This is a genomic window from Corallococcus exercitus (assembly GCF_042231735.1).
Taxonomy (GTDB): Bacteria; Myxococcota; Myxococcia; order Myxococcales; family Myxococcaceae; genus Corallococcus; species Corallococcus exercitus_B.
On record NZ_CP102577.1, the window covers coordinates 9533644 to 9555463 of the forward strand.

The following is a 21820-nucleotide window of genomic DNA, read 5'->3' on the forward strand; positions in this document are numbered from 1 at the left end:
TGATCTCACAGCTTCGCGCCGCCGGACCGCATCGGCTGGCGGACGCCGTATTTTTTCCCGCGCGCGGGGATCCCCTCACTGTGTTAAGCGAGGCGGTTCCCCCCGACCAAGGAGTCTGGGGCCCTTGCAAGCCGTGCAAACCACCGCTGACACCCGAGACCCTCTCTCCCCCCAGGACGGACTCTGGCTCCGCGCCCTCAAGGCCGAGGTCGAGCCCGCCACGTTCAAGAAAGGCCGCGAGGTGGCTGAAGGCCGCCGCGTCTTCGGCCTCACGCGTGAACCCGAACGCATCCGCGCGCAGGTCGCGGGTCCGTCCGGCGAGCGCTATGACGTGGCCCTGATACCGGGAGAGGGGAAAGTCGTTTCCTCCTGCACCTGCCCGGTCTGGAACACCACTGGCCCGCATTGCGAGCACGTGGTCGCCGTGGCACTCATCTACGCGGCCCGCTTCCGGCCGCCGCCCCCACCGCAGAAAGCCGCACCGCCGCCTCCGCCGCCGGAACCCGAGGACCTGGGGCCGGACGACGAGGTGGAGATTCCCGGAGGCGCTCCGGGAATGGACGGCGTCAGCCTGCCCGCGCTCGCCAAGGTGGAGAGCTGGCTGGGCCTGTCCTCGCTGCCCGACTACGAGTTCCTCTACCGGCTCACCCCGGCGAGCACCGGCGCGGGCGGCACCAACGGCCGCCACTGGGTCGTGGACGTGCGCCGCCAGGACGCGCAGACCAAGGGCCCCGTGCACGTGAAGCGCCTGCTCCAGGCGGGCAGCCGCATCGCGCCCGCGGACGAGCGCATCTTCATGGTGCTGTCGCGCCATGAGCACCGCTACGACAGCCGCATCGTCCTCTCCGACGAGGACCTGTGCGAGGTGCTGGAGCTCTTGCGCCAGCGCCGGGTCATCTACCGGGGCACGCCGCTGGTCTACATGGACCAGCCCGTGCGGCCGCAGATCCACCTGGAGTCACGTCCGGACGGCGCCACCGCGCAGATTGAGCTCTTGTTCCCGGACGGCGTGGGCTACCCGCTCAAGGACGTCATCGTGCTCGCGGGCCGGCGCACGTACGTCATCCAGGCGCAGAACCTCCACGCCGTGGAGCCGGACTTCCCGCCGCGCCTGCTGCGCAAGTGGCTGCTGGAGCCGACCATGGCCTTCCCGGCCGGCCAGCTGGACCGGGTGCTGACGTTCTTCGCCGCGCACCTGCCGCGCTTCCGCATGTCGCTGAAGGCGGACGACATCGAGGTCGACGAGGCGGTGGAGCCGCGCTTCGTCGTCACGCTGGAGGGCGCCGCCGAGCGCGTGAAGGTGCAGCTGGCCGCGAGATACGGCCAGACGACCGTGGCGGTGTCCCCCACGGCGACGCACCTGGGCTACGCCAGCGGCGTGGGCGAGGACGCGCGCAAGCTGTACCGGCGCCGCGACGAGGTGGAGCGCGCCGCGGGCAAGCTGCTGCTCGACCTGGGCCTGCGGTTTGATCAGGCCGCGCAGGCGTTCGACGCGTCGGGTGACGTGGCCCTGGAGTTCTGGGCGCGCGGCCTGGCGAGCCTTCCCGCCGAGTGGGAGCGCTACGGCGTGCAGGCGCCCAAGGTCCGGCTGCGCCCGAAGCTCAAGCCGCGCATCCGCGTGGGCATGAGCGGCGTGCAGTGGTTCGACCTGGACGCGGAGTTCGTCACCGACGACCAGGCCGTGGACCTGGGCGCCGTGCGCATGTGGCTGGACTCCGGCCGCAAGTTCATCCCCCTGAAGGACGGCTCCTTCGCGGAGGCGGACGTCGCGGAGATCAAGCGCGTGGCGGACCTCCTGGAGGAGGCCGGCGCCATGCCGGGCCGCACGCGCACGCGGCTGCCCCTGCACCAGGCGGTGGCGTTGGACCTGCTCGCGGACCTGGGCGAGTTCACCGAGGTGGAGGCCAAGGCCCGTCAGGCCATGCTCGCGCTGCGCGAGTCCGCCGGCGTGCCGAAGGTGTCCGTGCCGGAGGGCCTGCAGGCCACGCTGCGCCACTACCAGGAGGCGGGCCTGTCCTGGCTCTGGTTCCTGCGGCGCCACGGGCTGTCCGGCATCCTCGCGGACGACATGGGCTTGGGTAAGACCATCCAGTCCCTGAGCCTGATGCAGAAGGTGGCCAACGACGAGGGCCGCAAGCCTTCGCTGGTGGTCGCGCCCACGAGCGTGCTCGCCAACTGGGAGCGCGAGGCGGAGCGCTTCACGCCGGGCCTCAAGGCCATGGTGTGGCACGGGCAGGACCGCCGCGAGCGGGCGGAAGACCTGAAGGAGATGGACCTGGTGCTCACGTCGTACGCGCTGGTGCGCCGCGACCTGGAGCAGCTGTCCCAGGTGGGCTTCCGCTACGTCATCCTGGACGAGGCGCAGAACATCAAGAACGCGGACAGCGCCACCGCGCAGGCGTGCAAGTCGCTGCCCAGCGAGACGCGCCTCGCGCTCACCGGTACGCCGCTGGAGAACCGGCTGTCGGAGCTCTGGAGCATCTTCGACTTCCTCATGCCCGGCTTCCTGGGCAGCGCGGAAGGCTTCAGCGACCGCTACGAGCAGCCCATCCAGGTGGCCAACGACGCCACCGCGAAGGACCGGCTGCGACGGCGCATCCAGCCCTTCATCATGCGCCGGCTCAAGACGGAGGTGGCCAAGGACCTGCCGCCGAAGACGGAGAGCGTCGCGTGGTGCGAGATGGAGCCCGGCCAGGCCGCGCTCTACCGCGAGGTGCTGGAGGAGAGCCGCCGCAAGGTGCACGAGTCCATCGAGAAGGTGGGCTTCAAGAGGAGCCGCGTGTCCATCCTCGCGGCGCTCATGCGCCTGCGTCAGGTGTGCTGCGATCCGCGCCTGCTCAAGATGCCGCCCGGCACGCTCTTGCCGTCGAGCGCGAAGCTCGAGCGCTTCATGCAGCTGGTGGACGACCTGGTGGCGGAAGGCCACCGCGCGCTCGTCTTCAGCCAGTTCACGGAGATGCTGGAGCTCTTGAAGCAGGAGGCCGACAAGCGCGGCCTGCGCTACCTCTACCTGGACGGCCGCACCAAGGACCGCATGGGCAAGGTGGACGAGTACAACCGCCCTGACGGTCCGCCGCTCTTCTTCATCAGCCTCAAGGCGGGCGGCACCGGCTTGAACCTCACCGCCGCGGACTACGTCATCCACTTCGACCCGTGGTGGAACCCCGCCGTCGAGGACCAGGCCACGGACCGTACGCACCGCATCGGCCAGACGCGCGCGGTCATCAGCTACAAGCTGATTACGCGCGGCACGGTGGAGGAGAAGATTTTGAGCCTCCAGCGCCGCAAGCGCGACCTCGCCGCCGGCGTGCTGGGCACGGACGGGGACGACATGGGCCGCAACCTCACCGAACAGGACATCCAGGAGCTGTTCACCGAAATCTGATGCGACCTGGGAGTGGGAGATGGTTGTGGCGCCAACAGGCCACGCCCTCCCACTCGCTCTCCCGCCGTCCGCACGACCCGAACACCTGTGCAGTGTCAGCAAGACCTGCTAGGGTGTTCAGGTGTTGGGGCCGTCGTACGGACCGCGGAGGGCGCTGGTGCTGCTGGGTCTTCGGATTTCGAACGTAGCGGTGATTGAGGAGGTGGAGGTCGCGTTCGGCGCGGGCCTCACCGTCCTCACGGGTGAGACAGGGGCCGGCAAGTCCATTCTCGTGGACGCGCTGGGCCTTTTGCTCGGGGGCAGGGCGGATGCGGACGTCATCCGTGCGGGCTGCGAGGACGCGGCGGTGGAGGGCGTGTTCGCCCGGACGCCGGTGCTGGCCGCGCGCCTGGAGGAACTGGGCCTCCCGGACCTGGGGGAGGAGGTGCTCGTGCGCCGCGTGCTCGGGCGCACCGGGCGCGGAAAGGTCTACGTCAACGGCGCGCTGGTGACGCTGGGCGTGCTGGGGAAGCTCACCCGGGGCGCGGTGGACATCGCGGGCCAGCATGAGCACGTGAGCCTCTTCGACTCCGGGTTGCACCGGGTGCTGCTCGACAAGTACGGCGGCCTGGATGAAGCGATGGCCGCCTATGGCCGCGAGTGGGCGAACCTGCGCGAAGTGGACTCCCGCATGGACGCGCTGGGCGGGGACGACGCCAAGGTGCGCGAGCGCGCGGAGTTCCTGCGCTTCCAACTGGACGAAATCACGCGCCTGGACCCGGAGTCCGGCGAGGACGTGAAGCTGGACGCGGAGCGCCGGCGGCTGGGCAGCGCGCAGAAGCTCAAGCGCCACGGCGCGGAGGCCGAACTGCTGGTGTCGGGCGAGGCGCCCTCCGCCGTGGAGATCGTCGGGCGCGCGCTGGGGCTCGTGCACGAGGGCGTCAAGCTCGACGCGACGCTCGCGCCCGTGGCGCAGTCGCTCAGCACCGCGCTGTCGGAGCTGGAGGAGGCCGCGCGCCGGCTCAACCGCTACGTGGAGGGGCTGGAGTCCGACCCCGGGCGGCTGGGCGAGGTGGAGGAGCGGCTGGACGCGCTCAAGCGGCTGTGCCGCAAGCACGGCGTGACGCTGGACGGCGTCCTCAAGAAGCGCGGCGAGCTGGAGACGGAGCTGGGCACGCTGGAGAACCGGCGCGAAATCCTGGAGGAGCTGAACCAGGAGCGAAAGCGCGTGGAGGAGCGGGCGCGCAAGGCGGCGCTGGCGCTGTCCCGTGCGCGCAAGGCCTCCGCGGGGGCCTTCTCCCAGCAGGTGCGCGAGGGCCTGGGCGGGCTGGCCATGGGCAAGGCCGCCTTCGAGGTGCGCGTCACCGCCGGAGAGACGCTGCGTCCGGACGGCCTGGACGAGGTGGAGTTCTTCTTCAGCGCCAACCCGGGTGAGCCGGCGCGGCCCCTGGCCAAGGTGGCCTCGGGCGGCGAGGCGAGCCGGCTGCTGCTGGCGCTCAAACGTGCACTGGCGGACAGCGACGCCTGCGGCTGCTACATCCTGGACGAGGCGGACGCGGGCGTCAGCGGCGCCATCGCGGACGTGGTGGGGCGGATGATTCGCGAGGTCAGCTCCCACCGGCAGGTGCTGTGCATCACGCACCTGCCCCAGGTGGCCGCCTACGCGGACGCGCACCTGCTCATCAAGAAGAGCGTGAAGGGCGAGCGCACCGTGTCCCAGGTGCTGCCGCTCGCGGCCGGCGCCGAGCGCACGCAGGAGCTGGCGCGCATGATGTCCGGCGTGGAGGTGACGCGCGAGGCGCTGGGTGCGGCGGAGGCGCTGGTGCGCTCGGCCCACCGGGCCACGCCCCGCGCCCGCCGGGAATCCGGCCCGGAAGGCAATAGCCCCCGGGGCCGGCTGCGCCGGACGGCCTGAAATGACCGTCCGGAAGGTAGGGGTGACCCAGGGGGAGGGGCATGACGCACCGCGAGTTTTCGTCCGCGTCCTTGCCCCCACTTATGGGCTCACATAGCATCCGGCGCGTGTCCAGCACCGCAGGGCAGACCGCGGCCCCCCGCCATAAAGTCATCTCCGCTGGCCTGACGGACGTCGGGCGCAAGCGCAATCACAACGAGGACAGCTTCCTCATTGACGATGAGCTCCAGCTCTACGTCGTGGCGGACGGCATGGGTGGGCACGCGGGTGGCGGTACCGCGTCGCGCATCGCCGTCGAGACCATCGACAAGGAGCTGCGGCGCGCGCGTGAAGGGCGGGACAACCCCTTCGTCAGCGTTCCCAACCTCCAGGATTCGCCCATTCCGGAAGCGCTCCGGGGCGCGGTGGAGAAGGCCTGTCAGGCCATCTACCTCACCGCCCAGGATGACGCGCGCCTGTCCGGCATGGGCACGACAGTCATCTCCCTGGTGGTCCGCGACGAGCACGCCTTCTTCGCCCACGTGGGTGACAGTCGCGCGTACCTCATCCGCGGGGACCTCATCCAGCAGATCTCCGAGGACCACTCCCTGGTCAACGAGCAGATCAAGGCGGGGATGATCACACCGGAAGAGGCCAAGCACTCCCGGTACAAGAACATCATCACCCGCTCCGTCGGCTTCGAGGAGGAGGTGCAGGTGGACGTCATGGGGCTCGTGTCCGAGCCCGGCGACGTGTTCCTGCTCTGCTCGGACGGCCTCGCGAACATGCTCGAGGACCGGGAGATCCACGACGCCGTCGCGCGCCACGCGAACCTGGATGAGGTGCCCAAGCACCTCATCGACCTGGCCAATGACCGCGGCGGCGACGACAACATCAGCGTCATCGTGGTGCGCATGCAGGGCGGGTAGGGCCCGGACTCGGGGCGTGATTGGGGCGTGCCCCGGAGTCTGTTGACCTTGACACTCTTCAAATGCGGATGATAGCTGCCCCAACCTTTCCACTTACTGAGAATCATCAGTGGGTGACAGGGCGGGAGGGGCGTCGGGTGGGGGAGGTGTTGCGAGCGCGGGGAGCGACTTAGCTTCTGGCGCCGGAAGTTCCACGTTGCGAAAGAGTTTCCCCAGGAGTGGTCCGTGGCCAAAAAGTCCTTCACGCTGATGGTCATCCCGGACCACGACGCTCCGGTGAAGCGCTACACCATCCAGCGCTCCTGGCTGGTGCAGGTGGGCATGGGCCTGATGCTGGTGGCGGGCCTGGGCGCCGGTGCGAGCATCCACTACCTCCAGGTGGCGGCGGACGCGTCGGAGAACCGCATCCTGCGCGAGGAGAACCTCACGCTGCGCTCGCAGCTGAAGTCGGTGCGTGAGCGCATCGAGCACATCGGTTCCACGCTGGACCGCGTGGAGCGCTTCGACCAGAAGCTGCGCGCGGTGACGCTCCTGTCGGACCCGCAGCGCAACCTGGCCATGGGCCCCACGGAGCCGGAGGCCGGCACCACGGCGCCCGCGACGGACACGCAGTTCACCCAGCTGACCACCACGGACACGCCCAAGATGATGCTGGGCCGGCTGGACCGGCTCTCCGCGGAGGCCACCCGCCAGGAGCTGAGCCTCCAGGACCTGCAGGCCTACTTCCAGGACCAGAAGTCACTGCTCGCCTCCACGCCGTCGGTGTGGCCGGCGCGCGGCTGGGTGACCAGCGATTTCGGCCAGCGCCTGGACCCGTACACGGCGGACCGCGTGACGCACGCGGGCCTGGACATCGCGGCGCCGCACGGCAAGGAAGTCACCGCGCCGTCCGACGGCACGGTGGTGTTCGCGGGCCTGGAGGGCGGGTACGGCAACGTGCTCGTCATCGACCACGGCTACGGCATCAAGACGCGCTACGGCCACCTGTCCAAGATCCTCGTGAAGGCCGGGGACCGGGTGAAGCGCGGCGCGACCATCGCGGCGGTGGGCAACACCGGCCGCTCCACCGGCCCGCACCTGCACTACGAGGTGCGCGTGAACGGCGTGCCGCAGAACCCGCGCAAGTTCATCCTGGAAGAGTAGGCGTCGAGTCGCTCGAGGACGCCTCAGGTTCCTTCCGGCTCCGGGAGGAACGCGTCCAGGCGCAGGCGCCGCCGCTGCAGGCCGTGCGTCCGCCCGGTGCGCTCCATGATGTAGGCCCGCTCCACCTCCGCCCACAGGAGCGGCCCCAGCACCTGCCAGTGCGACGGCTGGTGCACCGTCAGCTCCAGCAGCGCCACGGTGAAGCCCGGCACGTCGGTGCCCGAGGCGCCCGGAGGCAGCGCGGGGCGCAGGTCCTCCGCCAGCCTCGCGCGCGTCGTCTCCGCGCTGTCCTCGCGCACGGTGAGCTGGGACGTGGGCAGCAGCAGCACCGCGAAGCCGTCCGGCTGGAAGCGCACGATGCGCGCGCCCGGGTACTGCGCGGCGAGCGACGCCACGGTGGCCTTGAGCAGCGCGTCCCCGGCGGGGAAGCCGAAGCGCGCGTTGAAGTGGATCATCTCCTTCACGTCCACCATCACCGCGCCCACGCGCCAGCCGTCGTGGTGCGCGTGCGTGGACAGGTCAAACTCCTCCTTGAGGAGCGTGCCCTGGGTGAGCGCCAGGACGTGCAGGGCCCCGGTGGCGTCCGGTTGGCCTCGCCGGCGCTGCTCGGTGGCGATGAGCTCCTGGGCGGCGGCCTGCGGTGCCTCCTGGGCGTGCCCGGGACGCGCGGCCCGGGGGTGGAGGGCGACGAGGGCGGTGGCGGTGGCGTCGTCGAGTGAGTAGGGCATCGTGCCCGGGTGTGTAGCGCGGACGGGCCCCGGGCGCAGGAAAGCTTCTCCCCGCGCCCGCTCCGTTGCCCTCAGCGCATCCGATGCGCCGTGACCGTGACTTCGTCCCGGTCATGGTAGAGCTGGCGGACGGTGAGGCCCTCCCAGCCCCCGTCCTCCACGAGCGTCTGGCGGACGCGCAGGAGCAGCGGGTTCTTGTCCTTCATGGGCAGCTTGATGTTGGCCACCAGGTTGCGCGCCCAGCGGCGCCGGCCCCACTTGGCCAGCAGCTGCGCCACCTCCAGGGGCCGCCACGCCATGTCGCAGAAGAGCCAGTCCGCGGGCTCCTCCGGGGCGTAGGCGAAGGCGCTCTCCTGCACGTGCTGGACGCGCGGGTTTTTGGCCAGCTCCGGCATCAGCTTCGCCGGGTCCACCGCCACCACCCGCGCCCCGCGCGCCACCAGCCGCTGCGTCCAGCCACCCGGCGCCGCGCCCAGGTCCACGCACACGTCGCCGCGCCCGGGCTCGTGCGCCAGCCCGTCCAGCGCCTCCTCCAGCTTCATCGCCGCGCGGGAAGGGGACTCGCCCGCGCGCTTCATCCGGCGCCGTCCACCCGGGGCCAGGGACAGGGCCTCGCGGGCGCTCACCGCGCCCAGCATCAGCACCCCGTCCGGCGCGACGCACAGGCCCACCAGCAGGGCCCCCGCCTCGCGCGCCCGGCCGTCGTCCTCCAGCGCTCTTCCCGGGGGAAGCGCCGCGCGGACGGCCGCCTCCAGGGCCTCGGCGCGGCCCGCCTGCGTGTTGCCCTTCGCGCTGTCCGGCGTGTAGGCCCTCACGAGCCAGGGCACGCGCGAGGGCAGCCCGGACATCGCGGCCCGGATGTCTTCCACCGGCACCTGGGCCCCGCCCGGGGGCGCCCAGGTGGCGACGACCCGCTCCACCGCCCGGCCAAAGGCGGGGGGCACGTCCGGCCGCTGCTCGGACTCCACCAGGGCCGGCCCCAGGAGGCGGGGACCCGCGCCCGCCCAGACCAGCTCCTCGAAGAGGTGGGACTCGAAGCCCTCCCGGCAGGTCCACAGCCACCGGCCCGGCTGGGCCGCCAGCGTCTGTGCGGGCATGGATGGCACGCGCGCCCGAGGTGGGATGCGTGGCGCGGGCGAGGCGATGGGCGCCGGGGCGGAGCGTCCGGGGCCACCGGCACGGGGCGAGGGGCCCGGCTTGCCTCCGGCCTTGGAGCCCGGCTTGGGGCCCGGCTTGCCTCCCGCACGAGGGCCGGGCTTCGGGCCGGCCTTGCCGTTAGAAGGGGGACCCGAGCGCGAAGGCTTGCCGGGACGGGAGGGGGCGCCTGGTCGGCGGGGGCCCGGGGAGGAGCGGCCGGAAGAAGTCTTCGCGGCGCGGGGACGGTGAATCTGCTTAGGGGACATTGCGTGGACTCGGTTCCGCTTTACTCTGGGCCACCGCGCGCCGGGCGGCCAGCCGAGAGGAAGTTTCGGGGGGCGCGCGTGGTTTTGGTCTGGTTCTCCCTTACATCTCCTGGGAATTCCCTTCACTCGCCGCGCTCCTTCGAGGATCCTCCGGCGAGAGAGCCAACATGATTGAATGGACGCTAAAGAAGCTCATCGGGACCAAGAATGAGCGCGAGCTCAAGAAAGCCCGCCTGAAGGTCGCCCGCATCAACGAACTGGAGGGCCGCATGAAGGCCCTCAAGGACGAGGACTTCGCGCGCGAAACCGCCCGGATGAAGCAGGAGATCGCGAACGGCAAGCCGCTCGACGACCTGTTGTTCGAGGCCTTCGCCCTCACCCGTGAAGCGGCGAGCCGGGTCATCGGCCAGCGCCACTACGACGTGCAGCTCATCGGCGGCATGTTCCTGCACGAGGGCTGCATCGCGGAGATGCGCACCGGTGAAGGCAAGACGCTCACCGCGACGCTGCCCTCCTACCTGAACGCCCTGTCCGGCCGCGGCGTGCACGTCGTCACCGTGAACGACTACCTGGCCCGCCGCGACGCGGAGTGGATGGGCCGGGTCTACAAGTTCCTGGGCATGACGACGGGCTGCGTGCTCCACGAGCTGTCCGACAAGCAGCGCCAGGACGCGTACCGCTCGGACATCACGTACGGCCAGAACAACGAGTTCGGCTTCGACTACCTGCGCGACAACATGAAGTTCCGTCTGCAGGACTACGTCCAGCGCGAGCTGAACTACGCCATCGTCGACGAGGTGGACTCCATCCTCATCGACGAGGCCCGCACGCCGCTCATCATCTCCGGCCCCACCGAGGACAGCACCGACAAGTACTACCGGGTGGACCAGGTCATCCCGGGCCTCGTGCCGGACCAGGACTACACCCTGGATGAGAAGCACCGCGCGGTGGCCCTCACCGACGACGGCATCGACAAGCTCCAGAAGCGCCTCAACGTCGGCAACCTCTACGACCCGGGCGAAATCGAGACCCTCCACCACGTCGAGCAGGCCCTGCGCGCGCACACGCTCTACAAGCGCGACAAGGACTACGTGGTGAAGGACGGCGAGGTGCAGATCGTCGACGAGTTCACCGGCCGCCTCATGCCGGGCCGCCGCTGGTCCGACGGCCTCCACCAGGCCATCGAGGCCAAGGAGGGCGTGAAGATTGAAAACGAGAACCAGACGCTCGCCACGGTCTCGTTCCAGAACTACTTCCGCATGTACTCCAAGCTGTCCGGCATGACGGGCACCGCGGACACGGAGGCCGAGGAGTTCGCGAAGATCTACAACCTGGACGTGCGCGTCATCCCGACCAACCGTCAGGCGCAGCGCCGCGACGAGCAGGACGTGGTCTACAAGACGGAGCGCGAGAAGTTCGAGGCCGTCGCCGGGCAGATTGAAGAGCTGCACAAGGCCGGTCAGCCGGTGCTCGTGGGCACGGTGTCCATCGCCAAGAGCGAGGTGGTGTCCAACTTCCTCAAGAAGCGCGGCGTGCCCCACAGCGTCCTCAACGCCAAGGCGCACCAGCGCGAGGCGGACATCGTCGCGCAGGCGGGCCGCAAGGGCGCGGTCACCATCTCCACCAACATGGCCGGCCGCGGCACGGACATCCTCCTGGGCGGCAACGCGGAGGTCATGACCAAGGGCCAGATGGGCCCGCCGCCGGAGCCGCCGGAGTCCGTGGACGGTCAGCCCCCGGACCTCGCCGCCTACGAGGCGGCGCTGGCGGACTACGAGAAGCGCTTCGCGGAGACGAAGGCGAACAACGAGGCGCTCACCAAGCGCGAGCGTGAAGAGGTCATGGCCGCCGGCGGCCTCTTCATCATCGGCACCGAGCGCCACGAGTCGCGCCGCGTGGACAACCAGCTGCGTGGCCGCGCCGGCCGCCAGGGTGACCCGGGCGCCAGCCGCTTCTTCCTGTCCCTGGAAGACGACCTGATGCGCATCTTCGGGTCCGAGCGCATCCAGATGCTCATGGAGCGCCTGGGCATGGAGGAGGGCGAGGTCATCGAGCACGTGTGGCTCTCGCGCGCCATCGAGAGCGCGCAGAAGCGGGTCGAAGGCCACAACTTCGACATCCGCAAGAACCTGCTCGAGTACGACGACGTGATGAACCAGCAGCGGCGCACCATCTACAAGCTGCGCCGCCAGGTGCTCGCGTCGGGCGCGGGCATCCCCCTCGTGGAGTACGAGGAGGACCTCAAGACGCGCGTGAAGACGCGCTCCGAGCGCGTCATCTCCTGGGCGGACTTCCGGGAGATGGTGCTGGACGCGGTGGAGGACGTCGTCGTGTCCATGACGGACACCTACGCCCCTACGCGCAGCTCCGACACCTGGGACATCGCCTCGCTGTCCAACATGGTGAAGGAGTCGCTGAACCTGGAGATGTCCTTCGAGGGCGTCGGCAACCGGGACGAGCTCCAGGAGCAGATCTACGCCGCGGCGGAGAAGGTCTTCACCGCCCGCGAGCAGGAGTTCGGCGAAGACTTCATGCGCTTCCTGCAGTACCGGTACCTGGCCACCATCGACCAGCTGTGGAAGGACCACCTGCTGGCCATGGACCACCTGCGCCAGGGCATCGGCCTGCGCGGCTACGGCCAGAAGGACCCGAAGCAGGAGTACAAGAAGGAAGGCTACACGGGCTTCATGCAGATGCTGGATGCCATCAAGACGCAGTTCGTCAGCCAGATGATGCGTGTCCAGGCCCGCTCCGCCTCCAGCGCGGCGGAGGAGACCGCCCGCATCCAGCGCCAGCTGGCCCAGCAGCAGAAGAAGGCCGTGGAGGGCCGCGCGGACGCCGAGGGGAAGATCGAGGAGGCGACCGCCACCCCGGTCCAGCGCGAGGCCGCCGCCGCCCCGGCACGCACCGTGGGCCGCAACGACCCCTGCCCCTGCGGCAGCGGCCGCAAGTACAAGAAGTGCCACGGCGCCAACGAGGCGAACCCGTAGTCGCTGACGCCCGCTGACGGCAAGCAGTGCCCTCCGGCGCGGTCGCCCTCCCCAGCACAGGGGAGCGGGGCCGCGCCGTTCGCCTTCCTGGAGGGCAGGGGAGCGGCCCTGGAGGGGTAGGACCCGGACGGATGGTGTGCCGAAGCTTGCGCCCCTCTCGAGCGTTCTGCTAAGGACGCCGCGCCCCGTTATGAAGAGGGGCCGGGCCGTACGCCCGAGGCCGCCCGCAGCACCCACTACTCACACGCGTGTCACCGGTCCCCGGTGCCCCTCCACGGTGGAAGGGCCAGGACTGGCAGCTGTCTCAACGCGCGTGGCGGAACAACCGGAAGGTACACGCACCATGGATACCCAGCAGGATACGCAGACGCAGGCCCAGGCGATGGCCGCGGCCAGCGGCATCACGATGCGCCAGCTCCTCGAGGCCGGCGTCCACTTCGGCCACCAGACCAAGCGCTGGAACCCGAAGATGAAGCCCTACATCTTCGGTGCCCGCAACGGCATCTACATCATCGACCTGCAGAAGACCGTGACGATGGCCCGCTCGGCCTTCCGCTTCGTGGCGGACATCACGGCCCGCGGCGGGTCGGTGCTCTTCGTCGGCACCAAGAAGCAGGCGCAGGACGTCATCCAGGAGGAGGCCGCCCGCGCCGGTCAGTTCTTCGTCACCAGCCGCTGGCTGGGTGGCACGCTGACGAACTTCAAGACCATCAAGCAGGGCATCGACCGCCTGAAGACGCTGGAGAAGATGGCCGAGGACGGCACCTTCGAGCGCCTGCCCAAGAAGGAAGTCGCCCAGCTCGACCGCGAGCGCGAGAAGCTGGAGAAGAACCTGGGCGGCGTGAAGGACATGGCGAAGCTGCCCCGCTGCGTCTTCATCATCGACCCGAAGAAGGAGCACATCGCCATCCACGAGGCCACCCGCCTGGGCATCCCGGTGATTGGTCTGGTGGACACCAACTGCGATCCGGACGGCATCGACTTCGTCATCCCGGGCAACGACGACGCCATCCGCTCCATCAAGCTCTTCACGTCCAAGATCGCCGACGCGTGCCTCGAGGGTGCGGCGCGCTACCGTGCGTCCGGCGCCGCCGAGCGCGACGAGCAGGAGGAGCGCGAGGGCCGTGATGACCGCCGTGGCGACCGTGACGACCGCCGGGGCCCGCGCCGTGGCGACCGCCGCGACCGCGATGACCGCCGGGGTGGTGGTGACCGTGGCGGCGAGCGCCGTGGCCCCCTCGTGGAGATGAAGGGTGGCGCGTCCGCCGCCCCCGCCGCCACCGAGCAGGCGCCCGAGGGTGGCGAGGGCACGTCGGCGGAGTAACCGCCCGTCCCCATCGCTTTCCCACGCAGCTTCCGGAGTCGGCCGGGCGGCACCTTTCAAGGCCCGCTGTCCGGCCGTCTCCGTTTTTCGTTCCAGCGTTTTTCCAGAAGGAAGAGATACGACATGGCTGAGATCACCGCCCAGATGGTGAAGGACCTCCGCGAGCGCACCAACGCGGGGATGATGGACTGCAAGAAGGCGCTGGCCGAGTCCGGTGGCGACTTCGAGAAGGCCGCCGAGTGGCTGCGCAAGAAGGGCATCTCCAAGGCCGAGGGCAAGGCCGGCCGCGTCGCCGCCGAAGGCATCGTGACCTCCTACATCCACGGCGGCCGTATCGGCGTCATCGTGGAGGTCAACTGCGAGACGGACTTCGTCGCTCGCAACCCGGACTTCCAGGACCTGGCGAAGGAAGTGGCCATGCAGATCGCCGCGGCCAACCCCAAGTTCGTCCGCCGCGAGGAGGTCCCCTCCGAGGCCATGGACAAGGAGAAGGAGATCCAGCGCGAGCTGCTCAAGCAGCAGGGCAAGCCCGAGGCGATGCTGGAGAAGATCCTCGTGGGCAAGATGGAGAAGTACTACGAGGGCGTCTGCCTGGTGGACCAGCTCTGGGTGAAGGACGACAAGAAGAAGGTCGGCGAGATGATCAACGAGCGCGCCGCCAAGATTGGCGAGAAGGTCTCCGTGCGCCGCTTCGTCCGCTACGAGGTGGGTGAGGGCATCGAGAAGAAGAAGGACGACCTGGCCGCCGAGGTCGCCAAGACGCTGGGCCAGGCGTAAAGCCGCCTCCCGCCGTCCCGCTGTTCTCCAGGGCCGCGTGCCTGGGGCTCTTTCCCGGACGGGAAAGGGCGCCGGGGGCGCGGCCCTTGGTATTCCAGGGCCTGCTTCGTCCCGCGTCCATCCGCCCGGCAGCGGACGGTGCGGCGCGCGTCACGACTTCCGTCATTGCCTGGGCGCGGAGCGGGGGATAGAAGCGGTCGCGTATGTCCGAATCCACCTCTCCCTACAAGCGCATCCTCCTCAAACTGTCGGGCGAAGCCCTGATGGGCGAGGGGAAGTACGGCATCCACCCGCCCACCCTCACGCGCATCGCGGAGGAAGTGGCCGAGCTGTCGCGGACGGGGCTCGAAATCGCCCTCGTCATCGGCGGAGGCAACATCTTCCGCGGCGTCGCCGGCGCCACGGAGGGCATGGACCGCGCGAGCGCGGACTACATGGGCATGCTCGCCACCTGCATCAACTCCATGGCGCTGCAGGACGCGCTGGAGAAGCAGGGGCTGAAGACGCGCGTGCAGTCCGCCATCAAGATGGAGCAGATCGCCGAGCCCTACATCCGCCGGCGCGCGGTGCGCCACCTGGAGAAGGGCCGCGTCGTCATCTTCGCCGCGGGCACGGGCAACCCCTACTTCACCACCGACACGGCCGCGTCGCTGCGCGCGATGGAAATCAACGCGCAGGTCATCCTCAAGGCCACCAAGGTGGACGGCGTCTACAACGCGGACCCGAAGAAGGACCCCACCGCGAAGCGCTACCGGACGCTCACGTACATGGACGTCCTCAAGCAGAACCTCAACGTGATGGACTCCACGGCCATCTCGCTGTGCATGGACAACAAGCTGCCCATCATCGTGTTCGACCTGGGCACGCGCGGGAACATCCAGCGCGCCGTCACCGGCCACGGTGAGTTCGGCACCGTCGTCGGTGCCGCTGAGACGGTCTGGGCCTAGAGGCGCCACGGACGGGACTGACAACACCCCCACTTCTCTGAAAGGAGACTCACAATGGCTGACGCCGCGGATCTGAAGAGCCGTATCGACAAGTCGGTGGAAGACCTCAAGCGGGAACTGGCCAAGGCGCGCACTGGCCGCGCGAACACCAACATCCTGGACGGCATCAAGGTGAACCAGTACGGGACGCCCACGCCGCTCAATGGCGTGGCCAGCATCAGCGCCCCGGAGCCCCGCCTCATCGTCATCAAGCCCTGGGACAAGGGCGTGCTGAAGGACATCGAGAAGGCCCTGCGTGAGGCGAACCTCGACGTCAACCCGATGAACGACGGTGAGATGATCCGCCTGCCCTTCCCGCCCCTCACCGAGGAGACGCGCAAGAAGATCGCGAAGCAGGTGAAGGAGAAGGGCGAGGAGCACAAGGTCGCCATCCGCAACATCCGCCGCGACGCGAACGAGGCCCTCAAGGCTCAGCTGAAGGACAAGAAGATCACCGAGGACGACCTCAAGCGCCGCACGGACGAGGTCCAGAAGGCGACCGACGCCGGCATCAAGGCGGTGGACGACCTGGTCTCCAAGAAGGAGAAGGAAGTGATGACGGTTTGAGCCGTCTCACCCCTGGAAGCCCGTGGCCAATGCTCCACGGGCCTTCAGGACGGCCTCTTCAGGAGGGATAGACGAGCGCTTCGCCAGTCAGGTGCCGCACCACGCCGGCGACGAAGGCGAACAGCTCCAGCCCGCGCCCCTTGTCGTCCTTCCAGGTGCGCGAGGCGTCGTCGTAGCTGAAGTGGATGCCCTGGCCCTGGCCGGCCACCCAGACCTGCCAGACGGCGCGCTGGGTGTTGATGATGCACTTCTCACCGGACGCGGCCGTGAGCGTCACCTTGTCCCCGGTGGCTTCGGCTTCCAGCACGTCGGGGTCGAAGGCGTCCGCGGCCGCCAGGATGCGCTTGAACGCGGCGGCGACGAGGGAGTGGTAGCGGGCTTCGTCCATCATGGCCGCGCTTCCGGACGTCACTGGATGACGTCGAGGACCTGCTGGCCGGGGGCGGCGTAGAACAGGAACTTCAGGTGCTGCGCCGGGGGGTTCTCCCCCTTCTCGCCGGGCACCTGGTCCTCCGTGCTGGTGGGCGTGTCCGGCCACTCCATGGCGATGACCGTGCCCGGGTTCACCGGCTTGGGGAAGGACTGCATCCCCAGGAGGTGCGCCGCCAGCGCGCCCATGGAGGGCTGGTGGCCCACCAGGACGAGGTTCTCGTCGGAGTACTCCTTGAGCACGGGCTCCACCGCGCCCACCGGCATGTCCGGCAGCAGGCAGCGGTGCACGCGCAGGAGGCCTTCATGCTTCACGGAGTTGGAGAGGATCTGCGCCGTCTGCACCGTGCGCACCAGCGGGCTGGTGAGGATGAGGCTGATGGGCCCCATGCGCTCCGACAGCGACGCGAAGTGCGCGGCGACGTTCGTACGGGCCTTCGCGGTCAGCGCGCGCGCCTCGTCGCCGAGACCCTCGGGGATCTCTGCGTCCGCATCGCCGTGCCTTACCAGGAAAATCCTCAAAGTCCCTCCACCGCTCGCGACAGGACCGCGGTTCGTACATGACCGTGGCCCGGTTGGTCAAAGGTAATGAATCGATTGTTCAGTGCCCGGAACAGCCTGCCCGTGGAGGGCGTTCGGGAACCGCCGTTGGCGGGGCCAGCCGGAGCATACACTGGCCACCCACTGACGGTTACGGGAGGTGGCATGCGCAAGTTGTTGGGGTGTCTGGCCGTCGTCCTGGCCCTGTCCGCGTGTCGCAAGGACGCGGCGGAAGGCCCGGAAGGGGGAGGCGGTGACAGGGAGACGGTCGCCCGCCTGGAAGGAGGGGAGGCCGGGGAGGATGCGGCGTCCGGTCCCTACACCGTGACGAAGGCCAAGCTGGATGCGTACGTGGGCTACCAGCGCAAGATGCTGGAGGTGTACGGGTCGCTGATGCGGGGCCTGCAGGACATGGGGCCGCTGATGGACGCGGGCACGCCCCAGGCGCTGGAGAAGGCGAAGAGCGGGCTGAAGCTCATCGAGCGCAAGGCGCAGGCGGAGGCCGACGCGCGCCAGGCGGCGGGGCTGTCCACGGAGGAGGTCAACCGCATCGCGGAGGTCGTCACCGCCGTCATCAGCCAACGGCAGATGGGCCGGACGCTCCAGTACGAGGAGGAGCTCAAGAAGCTGGAGGCGCTCCAGTCCCGGATGCCGGAGGAGCAGCAGAAGGAACTGGCGCCGCAGGTGGAGTCCATGCGGCGTCAGGTGGAGACCTTCCAGAAGCTCCCGGAGGCGCGCCGGGAGTTCGGCGACGCCAACGTGGACGTGGTGCTGTCCCGCGAGGCCGACCTGACGAAGAACTATCAGGACATGCTCAAGGCCTTCGCGGGCGTGCGGCGCTGACGGCTAGACGCGCTTGAGCTGCGGCGCCTTCTTCAGCAGCTGCGCGAGGAAGGTGTCGCCCATCTTCTCCAGCACCGTGTTGCCGCGCAGGCGCTGGTTCAGGTTGACGAAGTCCACGTGGTCCAGCCGCTGGTCCTGGTTGTAGCAGGAGAAGACCCACGTCTCCTTGCCGGTGAGCGGGTCCACGTGCCGCTGGAGGCACTGGGCGCAGATCTCCTTCATCATGCACTGCATGGGGGAGTTGATGGACCCGATGGCCTCGTGGCCCGGCTTGAGGAACGGCTGGAGCACGCCGTGCCGGGCCTCCGCCACCGCGCGCATCATCCGGTCCGAGCCGATGGCGATGATGCGGTCCACCTCGCTCAGCGAGACGACGGGCTTCACGCCCAGCCTGCCCTCCGCGTACGCCACCATGGCCTGCACCACGTTGCCCCGGAAGGCCGCGTCCTGCGGACGGCGCACGTCCAGCGTCTCCCCGGAGTCCACGGACCAGATGACCTGGTCGGTGCCGGCTTCAATCTCGTCCTGCTTGAACGAGTCCGACTTCAGGCGGTAGCCCGCGAAGTACACCACGCGGCAGCCCGCGGCCTTGAGCGAGCGCGCGATGGAGAAGAGCACCGCGTTGCCCAGGCCGCCGCCCACCAGCACCACCGTCTCGTTGTGGCCAATCTCGGTGGGCGCGCCCGTGGGGCCCATCAGCACGATGGGCTCGCCGGGCTTGAGCGCCGCGCACAGGCGGGAGGAGGAGCCCATCTCCAGCACGATGGTGCCCATCAGGCCCTTCTCCTTGTCCACCCACGCGCCCGTGAGGGCCAGGCCCTCCATGGTGAGGCGCACGCCGTCCACGAGCGGCGCGTTCCGCTCGAAGTTCTGGAGCCGGTAGAACTGGCCGGGGGAGAAGTGGCTCGCGGCGAAGGGCGCGCGCACCACCACCTCCACGATGGTCGGCGTGAGCCGGTTCACCGCGACGACGGTGGCGAGGAACGCCTCGTCCAGCTTCGCGAAGTGGGCGGCGCGCTTCGACTCGCGCGCCTCCTGCGCGGCCGTGTCGCTGAAGTCCATGGCGGTGACCTCCTTCGCGAACAGGCGCGCCACCTGCGGGTGGCCGTCCTTCGCGCTGGCCATGGCCTTCACCACGTTGCCCGCGTAGGTCGGGTGGTTGTCGCCGTAGAAGGACACGAAGCGGCCGTCCTGCTGGTAGGACGTGAAGAAGCCCACCTTCGCCTCGGGGTCCTCGGCGGCCTCCACCGGCTGGAGCTTGAACGCGCCGCCGTCCTCCACCAGTTCGTGGCCCTGGAAGTACTCCCTGGCGTCGTCCAGCTGGAAGGTGCCCGGGTACTCCTTCTCGTAGGTGACGTTGGGGGACGTGCCCGCGGCCACGCACACCGTCTTCGCCGGCAGCTCGAAGAACTGGCCGCTGCCCTTGAGCTTGCCGTCCACCGTCACCATGCGCTCGAAGCGGATGGCGCGCACCGCGCCGGTGTCGTCCTGCAGCGCCTCCGTGGGGCTCATCCGCTCGATGAAGCGGATGCCCTCCTCCAGCGCCTTGGAGACCTCCTCGTGGTTGAGGCGGTAGGCGGGGGACTCCGTGAGGCTCCGGCGGTACACCAGGCTCACGCCGCCCCATGAACGCACCAGGTGGATGAAGTCCGGCGAGCGGCCTTCCGCCTGGGCCTTCTGGCGCTCCGCTCGCACGGCGCTGCCGTGCTCCAGGAAGGTCTGGTAGGTGGCGCGCTCCTCGGCGTCCAGGCGCGCGAGGACGGCCGCCTCGCCCAGGTCCGCCACCAGCTTCTCGTGGCGCTCCAGCGTCTTCTCCACCTGCACCGGGTAGTACGCCATCAGCTCCGTGGCGGTGTCGATGCCGGTGAGGCCGCCGCCGATGACGATGGCGGGCAGCTGCACCTGGAGGTTCGCCAGCGAGTCGCGCTTGAAGGCGCCCGTGAGCTGCAGCGCCATCAGGAAGTCGGACGCCTTGCGGATGCCCCGGATGAGGTTGTTCTTCATCCCGATGATGGTGGGGCGGCCCGCGCCCGCGGCGATGGCCACGTGGTCGAAGCCCAGCGCCCACGCGTCCTCCACCGTCAGCGTGCCGCCGAAGCGGATGCCGCCGTAGATGCGCAGGCCTTCCCGGCGCGCGAGCGTCAGGTGGATGAGCGTGAGGAAGTTCTTGTCCCAGCGCACGGTGATTCCGTACTCGGACACGCCGCCGAAGCCCTCCAGCACGCGCTCGTCCAGCTCGCGCGTGAGCTCGCGCCAGTCGCGGATGGGCGCAAGCTTGTGGCCGTTGCGGCCCACCAGCTCGTCCGGGAACGGCTCGATCTTGAGGCCGTCCACGCCGGTGACGGCGAAGCCCTCGTTGAGCAGGTAGTGCGACAGCGTGTAGCCGGCGGGGCCCAGGCCCACCACCATCACGTTGCGGCCCACGTAGGGCAGGGCGTACGGGCGGCGGATGTTGAGCGGGTTCCAGCGCGTGAGGAAGCCGTAGATTTCAAAGCCCCACGGCAGGTCCAGCACGTCGGTGAGCGTGGCCGTCTCCGCGAGCGGGATGTTCACCGGCTCCTGCTTCTGGAAGATGCAGGCCTTCATGCAGTCGTTGCAGATGCGGTGGCCGGTGCCCGGGCACATGGGGTTGTCCAGCGTCACCATGGCCAGCGCGGCCACGGAGTCACCCTCGCGCTTGAGCGCGTGCGCCTCGGAGATGCGCTCGTCCAGCGGGCAGCCGGTGAGCGGGATGCCCAGGGGGTTCTTCTTGAACGAGTGCCCCTCCGCCACCGGGTCCTTCGCGGGGAAGCCCTTGCTGCACGAGTCCTTCTGCCGCTCGTGGCAGATGACGCAGTAGTCCACCTCGTTCATCACGTCGCGCGGGGTGCCCCGGCGGTCGGTGAGCTTGAAGCCGTCGCGGTGGCGCAGGTGGTGCTCCAGCCCTTCCGTCTTCTCCTCCAGCTGCGCGTCCGGGCGCTGCAGCTGCACCAGCTGGTCGAACACCAGCGGCTTGGGCAGCCGCAGCGTGGGCCAGGTGTGGAAGAGGGCCTTGGTCTCCGGGTGCAGCGCGCGGGCGTACGTCCAGCGGTCCGCCAGCGACAGCAGCGCGCGCACGGACTGGAGCTCCGCGGCGTCGTCGCCCTTCGCCACCAGGCTGGAGCCGAACGCGTCCGCGCCCTCGGGCGTGGCGGTGAGCGCCGCGCGCAGGACGGTCCAGCGCTCGCGCAAGGCAGGGGCGCGCTCCTGGTGCGCGGGGGGCAGGTTGCCGGAGTAGAGCCGCTCGAGGTCCAGCAGCGTGAGGATGGACTCCGCGAGGCCGCGCTCCAGGTCGCCGTGCGCGAGCGCGTCCGGGAAGCCCAGCTGCATGAGCAGGCGCATGCGGCCGTCCAGCGACGGGAACTCCGCGAGCGTCGGGCGGTCCTGCGCGCCCTTCTTGAAGACGCGGCGCGTGATGAACTCGCGCTTGAAGTCGAAGAGGGGCAGCTCGCCGCGCAGGTGGCGGGCCAGGCGCTCGGCCTCCGGCGTGATGCCGAACAGCGTGGCGACGAAGCGCGAGACGTGACGGGCCACCTGGATGAGCAGGTCGGACTCGGCCGGGCCGGAAGGGGTGGTGCCGCCGGACTTGCGGTAGGCGTCGAAGGCCTGGAACAGGTCGGGTGCGTCGCCCTGGAGCTGCGCGTCGAAGCGCTCCGCCAGCCGGCGCAGGCCGCTGGGGCGGTACAGGTCTTCGAAGGAGAACCCCGGCAGGCCCAGCTGGAGCGTGGGGGCAGGGGCGGAAGCGGGGTCGTTCAAGGCGCGCATGTCACGGGACTTCAGGGGGAGGTGAACCTGGAAAAACGCTTCCAGACGGGGGCCTATTTCGCGGCGTGTCGCCCGGAAAGCAAGGGGCTTGGGGCCTGGAGGCGCCCTGGCACGATGGAA

Annotated in this window: 15 protein-coding genes; 10 read left to right on the top strand and 5 right to left on the bottom strand. The window is 69.6% G+C overall.

Annotated features, from left to right (window positions below):
• The first annotated feature begins 124 nt into the window (after nucleotides 1-124).
• The 4 genes from NR792_RS38420 (at nucleotide 125) to NR792_RS38435 (ending at nucleotide 7330) form a co-directional block, all read left to right on the top strand.
• Nucleotides 125-3385 carry an SNF2-related protein gene (locus NR792_RS38420; RefSeq protein WP_375757655.1) on the top strand — a complete coding sequence of 1087 codons (3261 nt, stop codon included), beginning with the start codon at nucleotides 125-127 and terminating at the stop codon, nucleotides 3383-3385.
• 157 nt (nucleotides 3386-3542) lie between these two features.
• Nucleotides 3543-5279, top strand: coding sequence for a DNA repair protein RecN (recN, locus tag NR792_RS38425; protein ID WP_375757656.1), 1737 nt, complete (start codon nucleotides 3543-3545; stop codon nucleotides 5277-5279).
• Between the two features lie 107 nt (nucleotides 5280-5386).
• A complete protein-coding gene (locus NR792_RS38430; RefSeq protein WP_120546148.1) occupies nucleotides 5387-6187 on the top strand; it encodes a Stp1/IreP family PP2C-type Ser/Thr phosphatase in 801 nt (266 codons plus the stop codon).
• A gap of 225 nt (nucleotides 6188-6412) precedes the next feature.
• On the top strand, nucleotides 6413-7330 hold the full coding sequence (locus tag NR792_RS38435) for a M23 family metallopeptidase (protein WP_223738684.1): 918 nt from the start codon (nucleotides 6413-6415) through the stop codon (nucleotides 7328-7330).
• Nucleotides 7331-7353: 23 nt separating this feature from the next.
• Here the strand turns inward: NR792_RS38435 and NR792_RS38440 are convergent, their stop codons facing one another.
• Nucleotides 7354-8058, bottom strand: coding sequence for a diguanylate cyclase domain-containing protein (locus tag NR792_RS38440; protein ID WP_375757657.1), 705 nt, complete (start codon nucleotides 8056-8058; stop codon nucleotides 7354-7356).
• A gap of 71 nt (nucleotides 8059-8129) precedes the next feature.
• On the bottom strand, nucleotides 8130-9155 hold the full coding sequence (locus tag NR792_RS38445) for an SAM-dependent methyltransferase (protein WP_375757658.1): 1026 nt from the start codon (nucleotides 9153-9155) through the stop codon (nucleotides 8130-8132).
• A gap of 473 nt (nucleotides 9156-9628) precedes the next feature.
• Between NR792_RS38445 and secA the strand changes: the two genes are divergently transcribed.
• From secA to frr, 5 genes are all read left to right on the top strand, one after another.
• Nucleotides 9629-12451 carry a preprotein translocase subunit SecA gene (gene secA, locus NR792_RS38450; protein ID WP_375757659.1) on the top strand — a complete coding sequence of 941 codons (2823 nt, stop codon included), beginning with the start codon at nucleotides 9629-9631 and terminating at the stop codon, nucleotides 12449-12451.
• A 343-nt stretch (nucleotides 12452-12794) separates the two neighbouring features.
• Nucleotides 12795-13775: a 30S ribosomal protein S2 gene (rpsB, locus tag NR792_RS38455; protein WP_375757660.1), complete on the top strand. Its 981-nt coding sequence runs from the start codon at nucleotides 12795-12797 to the stop codon at nucleotides 13773-13775.
• Nucleotides 13776-13898: 123 nt separating this feature from the next.
• Complete coding sequence (gene tsf, locus NR792_RS38460) at nucleotides 13899-14552, top strand: translation elongation factor Ts (protein WP_206798297.1); 654 nt, start codon at nucleotides 13899-13901, stop codon at nucleotides 14550-14552.
• A gap of 203 nt (nucleotides 14553-14755) precedes the next feature.
• On the top strand, nucleotides 14756-15499 hold the full coding sequence (gene pyrH / locus NR792_RS38465; RefSeq protein ID WP_120551956.1) for a UMP kinase: 744 nt from the start codon (nucleotides 14756-14758) through the stop codon (nucleotides 15497-15499).
• A 54-nt stretch (nucleotides 15500-15553) separates the two neighbouring features.
• Nucleotides 15554-16105: a ribosome recycling factor gene (gene frr, locus NR792_RS38470; protein ID WP_375757661.1), complete on the top strand. Its 552-nt coding sequence runs from the start codon at nucleotides 15554-15556 to the stop codon at nucleotides 16103-16105.
• Nucleotides 16106-16163: 58 nt separating this feature from the next.
• Here frr and cyaY read toward each other — a convergent pair whose 3' ends face one another.
• Both cyaY and NR792_RS38480 read right to left on the bottom strand, forming a co-directional pair.
• Entirely contained in the window at nucleotides 16164-16496 is a 333-nt protein-coding gene (gene cyaY / locus NR792_RS38475; protein ID WP_375757662.1) for an iron donor protein CyaY, read from the bottom strand.
• A gap of 17 nt (nucleotides 16497-16513) precedes the next feature.
• The gene (locus tag NR792_RS38480; protein WP_014395059.1) at nucleotides 16514-17056 is read right to left on the bottom strand and encodes a histidine phosphatase family protein; all 543 of its coding nucleotides are present in this window, start codon (nucleotides 17054-17056) and stop codon (nucleotides 16514-16516) included.
• Between the two features lie 183 nt (nucleotides 17057-17239).
• Here NR792_RS38480 and NR792_RS38485 point away from each other — a divergent pair, with 183 nt between their 5' ends.
• Entirely contained in the window at nucleotides 17240-17917 is a 678-nt protein-coding gene (locus tag NR792_RS38485; protein WP_375757663.1) for a hypothetical protein, read from the top strand.
• A 3-nt stretch (nucleotides 17918-17920) separates the two neighbouring features.
• Here NR792_RS38485 and NR792_RS38490 read toward each other — a convergent pair whose 3' ends face one another.
• Nucleotides 17921-21700, bottom strand: a complete 3780-nt coding sequence (locus NR792_RS38490) for an FAD-dependent oxidoreductase (protein ID WP_375757664.1) — start codon at nucleotides 21698-21700, stop codon at nucleotides 17921-17923.
• Nucleotides 21701-21820: the final 120 nt, after the last annotated feature.